The 8,581-nt window shown below is 68.7% G+C and carries 10 protein-coding genes; 6 read left to right on the top strand and 4 right to left on the bottom strand.

The features are described 5' to 3' along the window. Positions 1-147: 147 nt before the first annotated feature. The gene (locus ACFU7D_RS14360; protein ID WP_378868037.1) at positions 148-1,551 is read right to left on the bottom strand and encodes a class II fumarate hydratase; all 1,404 of its coding nucleotides are present in this window, start codon (positions 1,549-1,551) and stop codon (positions 148-150) included. A gap of 18 nt (positions 1,552-1,569) precedes the next feature. After that, the gene (locus tag ACFU7D_RS14355) at positions 1,570-2,235 is read right to left on the bottom strand and encodes a spermidine synthase (protein WP_378868034.1); all 666 of its coding nucleotides are present in this window, start codon (positions 2,233-2,235) and stop codon (positions 1,570-1,572) included. 116 nt (positions 2,236-2,351) lie between these two features. Between ACFU7D_RS14355 and ACFU7D_RS14350 the strand changes: the two genes are divergently transcribed. From ACFU7D_RS14350 to ACFU7D_RS14325, 6 genes are read left to right on the top strand one after another with little or no spacing between them, the layout of a single operon-like run. Beyond that, a complete protein-coding gene (locus tag ACFU7D_RS14350; protein WP_378868032.1) occupies positions 2,352-3,218 on the top strand; it encodes a glucose 1-dehydrogenase in 867 nt (288 codons plus the stop codon). Then, entirely contained in the window at positions 3,218-3,718 is a 501-nt protein-coding gene (locus ACFU7D_RS14345; protein WP_378731163.1) for a DUF6328 family protein, read from the top strand. Before ACFU7D_RS14350 ends, ACFU7D_RS14345 begins: the two co-directional genes overlap by 1 nt. A gap of 60 nt (positions 3,719-3,778) precedes the next feature. Then, positions 3,779-4,225 carry an NfeD family protein gene (locus tag ACFU7D_RS14340; protein ID WP_378731165.1) on the top strand — a complete coding sequence of 149 codons (447 nt, stop codon included), beginning with the start codon at positions 3,779-3,781 and terminating at the stop codon, positions 4,223-4,225. Between the two features lie 15 nt (positions 4,226-4,240). After that, positions 4,241-5,266 carry an SPFH domain-containing protein gene (locus ACFU7D_RS14335; RefSeq protein ID WP_378868030.1) on the top strand — a complete coding sequence of 342 codons (1,026 nt, stop codon included), beginning with the start codon at positions 4,241-4,243 and terminating at the stop codon, positions 5,264-5,266. 23 nt (positions 5,267-5,289) lie between these two features. Further along, complete coding sequence (locus ACFU7D_RS14330; RefSeq protein ID WP_378868028.1) at positions 5,290-5,787, top strand: SPFH domain-containing protein; 498 nt, start codon at positions 5,290-5,292, stop codon at positions 5,785-5,787. Positions 5,788-5,833: 46 nt separating this feature from the next. Next, positions 5,834-6,400: a GNAT family N-acetyltransferase gene (locus ACFU7D_RS14325; protein WP_378868026.1), complete on the top strand. Its 567-nt coding sequence runs from the start codon at positions 5,834-5,836 to the stop codon at positions 6,398-6,400. Between the two features lie 75 nt (positions 6,401-6,475). On the opposite strand, the gene ACFU7D_RS14320 is transcribed toward ACFU7D_RS14325, so the two are convergent. Together ACFU7D_RS14320 and ACFU7D_RS14315 are read right to left on the bottom strand one after the other, a co-directional pair. After that, a complete protein-coding gene (locus ACFU7D_RS14320) occupies positions 6,476-6,787 on the bottom strand; it encodes a zf-TFIIB domain-containing protein (protein WP_378731173.1) in 312 nt (103 codons plus the stop codon). Positions 6,788-6,873: 86 nt separating this feature from the next. Beyond that, positions 6,874-8,562: a fumarate hydratase gene (locus tag ACFU7D_RS14315; protein ID WP_378868024.1), complete on the bottom strand. Its 1,689-nt coding sequence runs from the start codon at positions 8,560-8,562 to the stop codon at positions 6,874-6,876. Between the last annotated feature and the right edge of the window lie 19 nt (positions 8,563-8,581).

The raw sequence follows: 8,581 nt of genomic DNA, 5'->3' as shown, positions 1-8,581 counted from the left end.
CGTCCGTTCACCGCCGGCCTCCTTCCACCGGGAGCGGAGCGCGCAGCCCGCTCCGGGCGCCGGCGGCCAGCCGCGAGGCGGCCCGGTCGACCAGCGCCATGATGGTCAGCGCCGGGTTCGCCGTCAGGATGAGCCGACTCGACGATTTCAGGGGTGGGTCATCGACTCGACGTCCAGGGCCTCGTCCAGCTGGGCCTCGGTGAGGGTGCCGTCGGCGACGTAGCCGAGCTTGATCACGGTGTCCTTGATCGTGGCGCCCTCGGCGAGGGCCTGCTTGGCGACCTTGGCGGCGGCCTCGTAGCCGATGTACTTGTTGAGCGGCGTGACGATCGAGGGGGACGACTCGGCGTAGGCGCGGAGACGCTCGGGGACCGGGACGATCCCGTCGACGGTGCGCTCGGCCAGGACGGTCATCGAGGTGGAGAGCAGACGGATCGACTCCAGGACGTTGCGGGCCATCACCGGCATCGCGACGTTGAGCTCGAAGGCGCCCGAGGCGCCGGCGGCGGTCACCGCGGCGTCGTTGCCGATCACCTGGAAGGCCACCATCAAGGTCGCCTCCGGCACCACCGGGTTGACCTTGCCGGGCATGATCGAGGAGCCCGGCTGGAGGTCGGGCAGGTGGATCTCGGCCAAGCCGGTGGTGGGGCCCGACGACATCCAGCGCAGGTCGTTGTTGATCTTGATCAGGCCGACCGCGATCGTCTTCAGGACGCCGGAGAGCTCGACCAGCGAGTCGCGGGTGCCCTGGGCCTCGAAGTGGTTGCGGGCCTCGGTGAACGGCTGGCCGGTGCGGTTCGAGAGCTCGGCGATCACGGCCTGCGGGAATCCGGCGGGCGTGTTGATACCGGTCCCGACCGCGGTGCCGCCGAGCGCCAGCTCGCGCACCCGGGGGAGCACCGACTCGAGGCGCTCGGCCGCGTAGCGGACGGTGGCTGCGTACCCTCCGAACTCCTGGCCCAGGGTGACCGGCGTCGCGTCCATCAGATGCGTACGCCCGGACTTCACCAGGCCGGAGAACTCCTCGGCCTTCGCCTCCAGCGAGCCGGCCAGCGCGTCGATCGCGGGCAGCAGCTGCTCGGTGACGGCAACGGCGGCGGCGACGTGGATCGCGGTCGGGAAGGTGTCGTTGGAGGACTGGGAGGCGTTGACGTGGTCGTTGGGATGTACGCTCTGCCCGTTTTCTGGGCTACCCGTCCGCGCGACCAGCGAGGCGATCACCTCGTTGGCGTTCATGTTGGACGAGGTGCCGGACCCGGTCTGGAAGACGTCGATCGGGAACGCGTCGTCGTGCCGGCCCTCGGAGACCGCGCCTGCGGCGGCGATGATCGCCTCGGCCTTGTCGCCGGGCAGGACGCCGAGGTCGAAGTTGGCCTTGGCCGCGGCCGCCTTCACATGTCCGATCGCATGGATCAGGGCCGGCTCGATGGGAGTGCCCGAGATGGGGAAGTTCTCCACGGCCCGCTGGGTCTGGGCGCGCCACAGCGCATCCTTCGGGACCCGGACCTCACCCATGGAGTCGTGCTCGATGCGAAAGCTCATGTCGTCCATGTCTGGTTCAACCTTTGACTAGTTGGTGCCATTCCCGTGCGAGACCGTGCCCACGTAGAGCCAGTAGGTCTCCGAGTGGCCTTGCAGATCGACGGGGTAGGAGAGCGCCTCGGCGTCGTCGAAGACGTGCCTCATCACCTCCAGCAGCACCGGAGCCTTCGCCGCCGACCACACCACCACGGTGCCACCCGGGGCCGTCGCCCGCCGGGCGTCGCCCAGTGCCGGCGCCTCGTAGAGCGCTCCGTTGGCGTCGTGGACCAGGTAGCCGGGGCCGTTGTCCACGTCGAGCAGCACGACGTCGTAGGTGGCGGCCGGGCTCTCCCGCAGGACCACCGCCACGTCGGCGACCTCGATGTGGACGCGCTCGTCGTCGAGGAGCTCGGGACCGTGCGGGACCCTCCCGGCGCGCATCCACTCGACCAGCCGCGGCTCGATCTCGACGACCGTGACCGCCTCGACCCGCGGGTCGGTGAGCACGGCCTCGAGGGTGAACCCGAGCCCGAGGCCACCGATGAGCACGTGCTTCGGCTCCGGGTGCAGCTCGAGCGCGCGCGTGGCCAGCGCCTTCTCGGTCGAGGTCTCCCGGGTGTCCATCACGAAGATCCCGTTGGCCCGCAGCTCCAGGTGGCCGTCCGCGCGGTGCTTCAGCACGAGGCCCCCGTCTGCGATCACCGATTCGCTCACGCGACCACCTCCGTAGCGCAAGCGCCAGGGTACGGATGCGGTCGCGTGATTCCTTGGTTCACTCGCTGACGCTCGCTCACGGCTCCATTGTGTCCGATGTGGGTACTGGGCCGTTCATGAGCGATGACGACACGCAGTTCCCCGCCCAGCAGCAGGAGCCTCCCGGGCTCACCGGCGAGATGGACCCGCAGCCGGACCACGGCGAGTCCAGCTACCAGGGCCACGGCCGCCTCGACGGCAAGGTCGCGCTCATCACCGGTGCCGACTCCGGCATCGGCCGCGCGGTCGCGATCGCGTACGCCCGCGAGGGGGCTGACGTGGCCTTCACCTACCTCCCGGAGGAGGAGCCGGACGCGCAGACGACCTCGAAGCTGGTCGAGGAGGCCGGACGTACGCCGCTGGCCATGCCGATCGACCTGCGCGAGCGCGAGGCGTGCGACCAGGTCGTCGAACGCACCGTGCAGGAGCTCGGCGGCCTCGACATCCTGGTCAACAACGCCGGCTACCAGTTCGCCCGCGACAAGGGCCTGACGGACATGGACGACGAGCGGATCGACCGGACGTTCAAGACCAACCTGTACGCGCTGCTCTGGCTCACCCGGGCAGCCGTCCCGCACCTGCAGAAGAGCAACGGCTGCGTCATCAACAACGCCTCGATCCAGGCGTACGAACCATCGACCAGCCTGCTCGACTACGCCGCGACCAAGGCGGCCATCAACAACTTCACGGTCAACCTGGCCGCCGAGCTCGGGCCCGACGGGGTGCGGGTGAACGCGGTGGCACCGGGCCCGATCTGGACTCCGCTGCAGCCGGCGACGCAAGCGCCGGAGAAGGTGCAGAAGTTCGGCGCCGACACGCCGCTGGGGCGCGCAGGTCAGCCGGCCGAGGTCGCGCCTGCGTTCGTGTTCCTGGCATCTCCGGCCGAGGCGTCCTACGTCTCCGGCACCGTCCTCGGGGTGACTGGGGGACGGCCGGTGTTCTGATGCCCGCAAGCAGCTTCCACCGCGACGAGGTAGAGGGTGGTGGTCCGGAGGAGGGTCCGGAGGAGCGGATCACCCGCAACTGGAACGAGCTCCTCCAGGAGCTCCGGGTGCTGCAGACGGGCGTGCAGATCCTCACCGGTTTCCTGCTGACGGTCCCGTTCTCGCCCCGTTTCCCGGACCTGGCCGACTACCAGCAGGCGATCTACCTCGTCGTGCTCGTCGGTTCGGTGGTCACCACCTCCCTGATCATCGCCCCGGTCTCCTTCCACCGGATGTTGTTCCGTCACCGGCAGCGGCGGTGGCTGGTCACGGCCTCGCACCTCTGCGCGCGTGCCGGCCTGGTGGGTTTCGCGATCGTCTCGGCGCTGGTCGTGCTGCTCGTGTTCGACGTCGTCCTCACGTTCGGAGCCGGCGTCGTCGCCGCCGTGGCCGTCCTGGCCCTGTTCGTCTCGCTGTGGGCGGGGCTGCCGCTGCTCAACGGGCGGAACAACTCTGACTGACCCCGTGTGATCAGCACCACACCGGGAGTACGCTGGTCGGAAACCGAGTCTGGTGGGCTTATGTGGTCGTTCTTCTGGATCCTCGTCGCGGTGCTGCTCGGAGTGGCCGAGGCGTTCACGATGACGCTGGCGTTCGCTTTCGTCGCCGGTGGGGCGTTGCTTGCCGCGGGCAGTGCGGCCCTCGGCGCGCCGGTGCTGGTGCAGCTGCTCGTGTTCGTCGTCGCGGGCGGCGGCAGCGTGCTGCTGGTGCGGCCGGTCGCGCGTCGACACATGTCCTTGCCGCCGGCGGTGAAGGACGGCACCGACGCTCTCATCGGTCGTCAGGCGGTCGTCACCGCGGAGGTCAGCTTCGAGCACGGGCTGGTGCGCCTCGCAGGTGAGGAATGGTCGGCCAGGCCCTATGACGAGGACCTGATCATCCCGGTCGGATGCCGGGTGGACGTACTCGAGATCGAAGGCGCGACGGCGCTCGTGCACCCGCGCGACCCGCTGTCGCTGTCTCCCTAGAGGAGGGCGTACGAGATGGAACTTCTGCTGATCGTTCTGGTCATGGTCGCGCTGGTGGTGGGGGCGGTCGCCTCGACGGTGCGGATCGTGCCACAGGCCCGGCGCTACAACATCGAGCGTTTCGGGCGCTACCGGATCACCCTGCAGCCGGGGCTCAACTTCGTGATCCCGCTGGTGGACCGGGTCAACACCAAGCTGGACGTGCGCGAGACGGTCTACTCCTCCAACCCGCGCCCGGTGATCACCGAGGACAACCTGGTGGTCAACATCGACACGGTGCTCTACTACCAGATCACCGACCCGCGGTCGGCCGCCTACGAGGTCGCCAACTACCTCCAGGCGATCGACCAGCTCACCGTCACCACCCTGCGAAATCTGATCGGCTCGATGGACCTGGAGAGCACCCTGACCTCGCGCGAGACGATCAACGCGCGGCTGCGTGAGGTGCTCGACGACGCCACCGGGAAGTGGGGCATCCGGGTCAACCGGGTCGAGATCAAGGCGATCGACCCGCCGGCCTCGATCAAGGAGGCGATGGAGAAGCAGATGCGCGCCGAGCGTGACAAGCGCGCCGCCATCCTGCACGCAGAGGGCAAGCGGGCCTCGCTGATCCTCGAGGCCGAGGGCACCCGGCAGAGGTCCATCCTGGAGGCAGAGGGCAACCAGCAGGCGCGGATCCTCGAGGCCGAGGGTGAGGCCACGGCGCTGGAGCGGGTCTTCCAGGCGGTCCACGCCAACGACGCCGACGCCAAGGTCCTGGCCTACAAGTACCTCGAGATGCTGCCCTCGCTCGCCTCGCACGGCAACTCGTTCTGGGTCATCCCCGGCGAGCTCACCGAGGCGATGCGTACGGTCACCGGCGCCTTCGCCGACAACGCCTCCTCTCTGCGGTCGGCGAAGGTCTCGGAGAACGGCGACGCACGACGTACGCCGCCGGTCCCCTCGCCTCGCGACGCCATCGAGCAGGCCGAGCACGAGGCGGCCAAGGCGGTCGAGGCGGCCCACGAGGAGGCGGCCCGGGCGGATCGCATCATCGGCTGACGTACGTCGGTAGCCTGACCGGCATGTCGCCGGTTCTCGTGGTAGTGCTGCTCGTTGTCGTGGTCATCGTCGGGACGCTGACGAGCGTCAAGGTCGTCCCGGCGGCAACCTGCTTCGTGGTCGAGCGCCGCGGCCGGTTCCGGACGATGCTGAGGCCCGGCCTCAACGCCATCGTGCCGCTGCTGGACCGGGTCGTCGCGCGGTTCGACATGCGCGAGCAGGTGATGTCGATGCGGGAACCGCTCGTCTGCCGCGACAACTTTGTCTGCGAGGCGGCGCTGGAGGTCTACTTCGAGCTCGAGGACCCGTCGATCGCCTACCGCGTCGACATGCCACAGCAGCAGCTCGAACGTGCCGTGCGTGAGGACCTTCGAGAGTTCGCCGGAATCGTCGACCGGGACGAGTTCCTCACCTCCGCCCAGCGCCTGAGAGACGTCGCGTACGACGCCACCCGCCGATCCCGCGAGGAATGGGGCATCCGCGTCACGCGCGTCGCGGTCACCGACCTCCAGCATCGGTGACCAAAACCTGATGCGGCAAGCGGTCACGGGCTGACAGCATCGGGCCATGTCACTGCCCACTCCGACGCTCGCCACGACGCGGCTGCGGCTGCGTCCGTTCGCCGACACCGACGAGGATGATCTCTTCGCGTTGCAGAGCGACGCCCACGTACTGCGCTACTGGGACTCGCCGCCGTGGACCGATCGGGCCCGCGCCGGGAAGTTCATCGCCAGGTCTCAGGAGATGGCGGAGGAGGGGGTCGGCGTCCGGCTGGCCATCGAACGAGACTCTGTGTTCCTCGGCTGGTGCACCTTCAACTCGTGGAACCCGGAGTTCCGCAGCGCCTCGCTCGGCTACTGCCTCGGCGAGGCCGCCTGGGGCCATGGCTATGCGACCGAGGCGGTTGGTGCCGTGCTGACCTGGGCCTTCGACACCCTCGACCTCAACCGGGTCCAGGCGGAGGCCGACACCCGCAACGCTGCCTCGGCCCGGGTGCTGGAGAAGCTCGGGTTCAAGCTCGAGGGGACGCTTCGCGAGGACTGCGTCGTGAACGGCGACGTCTCCGACTCGTGGGTCTTCGGAATGCTCCGGCGGGAGTGGCTCGCCCGGCAACGGGGCACCGCAGGGGCCTGAGCCAGGAGCGGCTACCAGCAGATGGGCCCCTGCGACACGCGGTATGTCGGTGTGTCACAGGGGCCATCAGCAGGATCAGCCGAAGAGGTCACCCAACCAGGACTCCTTGTGGTGGCTGCGGCGCTTGTCGTAGCGGCGGTCGTCGTCGTAGTCGCGCTTGTCGTAGTCCCGCTTCTCGTAGTCCCGCTTCTCATAGCGTCGCTCGTCGCGCTGCTCCTGGCGGGGCTGCTGGTAGCTGCCGGGCTGCGGGGCGCCGACCGACCGCTCGATGATCTTGTCGATCTCGCCGCGGTCCAGCCACACACCACGGCACTGCGGGCAGTAGTCGATCTCGATGCCTTGGCGCTCGCTCATCACCAGGGTGGCACCGTCGATGGGGCACTGCATGGGGTCTCCTCGTCCTCGGGGATCGGCGCCCATCAACCTAGCCGGTCGCTCCGCATCGCCGCGGCCGCACGCCGGCGGACGTCCGTTCAGCGCTCCTTGGAACGCACCCGGATGCCGGTGAGCGGGACCGTGGTGGTGCCGGAGGGGTCGGTGAAGAAGTCGTTGCCCTCGCCGTCGACGACGATGAAGGCGGGGAAGTTCTCGACCTCGATCTTCCAGACCGCCTCCATGCCGAGCTCGGGGTACTCGAGCACCTCGACGGACTTGATGCAGTCCTGCGCGAGCCGTGCCGCGGGGCCGCCGATGGAGCCGAGGTAGAAGCCGCCGTAGGTCCCGCAGGCCTCGGCCACGACCTTGGAGCGGTTGCCCTTGGCGAGCATGACCATGGATCCGCCGGCAGCCTGGAACTGCTCGACGTAGGAGTCCATCCGGCCCGCGGTCGTGGGGCCGAAGGAGCCCGAGGCCATGCCCTCGGGCGTCTTGGCGGGACCGGCGTAGTAGACCGGGTGATCCTTGAGGTAGGAAGGCATCTCCTCGCCCGCGTCGAGCCGCTCCTTGATCTTGGCGTGCGCGATGTCGCGGGCCACGACCATCGGACCGGACAGGGACAGGCGCGTCTTGACCGGGTGCTGCGACAGCGTCGCGAGGATCTCGGCCATCGGCTGGTTGAGGTCGATGTCGACGACCTCGCCGGCCGAGATCTCCTCGGCCATGCCGGCGTCGGGCATGTACTGCGCCGGGTCGGTCTCGAGCTGCTCGAGGAAGACGCCGTCGCGGGTGATCTTGCCCAGCGCCTGACGGTCGGCGGAGCAGGAGACCGCGATCGCCACCGGACAGCTCGCGCCGTGGCGGGGCAGGCGGACGACGCGTACGTCATGGCAGAAGTACTTGCCACCGAACTGCGCGCCGATCCCGAAGGACTGGGTCAGCTCGAAGACCTTCTCCTCCAGCTCGGTGTCGCGGAAGCCGTGGGCGCTCATCGAGCCCTCGGTCGGGAGGTTGTCGAGGTAGTGGGCGCTCGCATACTTGGCGGTCTTCAGCGCGAACTCCGCCGACGTCCCGCCGATGACGACGGCGAGGTGGTACGGCGGACAGGCGGCCGTGCCGAGCGAGCGGATCTTCTCGTCGAGGAAGGTCAGGATCCGATCGGGGTTGAGGATCGCCTTGGTCTCCTGGAACAGGAACGACTTGTTGGCGCTGCCGCCGCCCTTGGCCATGAAGAGGAACTTGTACTCCGGGCCGTTCTCGCCCTCGGCGGTCGAGTAGATCTCGATCTGCGCGGGCAGGTTGGAGCCGGTGTTCTTCTCCTCGTACGTGGTCAGCGGGGCCAGCTGCGAGTAGCGGAGGTTGAGCTTGGTGTAGGCGTCGAAGACACCGCGGCTGACGGTCTCGGCGTCGTCGGCGCCGGTCAGCACACCCTCGGACTTCTTGCCCATCACGATCGCGGTGCCGGTGTCCTGGCACATCGGCAGGATCCCGCCGGCGGAGATGTTGACGTTCTTGAGCAGGTCCAGCGCGACGAAGCGGTCGTTGCCGGAGGCCTCGGGGTCGTCGATGATCTTGCGCAGCTGCTTGAGGTGCGCCGGGCGGAGGTACTGGTTGATGTCCTTCATCGCTTCGGCGGTCAGCCGGCGGATCGCCTCGGGGTCGACCTTGAGGAACTTGCGCCCGTCGACCTCGATCTCTTCCACCCCCTCGTCCGTGATCAGCCGGTAGGGAGTGTCGTCCTTGCCGGTCGGGAGGAGGTCGGAGTATCGGAACTCAACGTCAGCCACGGAAGGGAATCGTACGCCG

Source organism: Nocardioides sp. NPDC057577, from assembly GCF_042801335.1.
Classification (GTDB): domain Bacteria; phylum Actinomycetota; class Actinomycetes; order Propionibacteriales; family Nocardioidaceae; genus Nocardioides.
The sequence above is the reverse complement of the archived record's forward strand: the minus strand, read 5'-3'. Positions and strand labels throughout refer to the sequence as shown.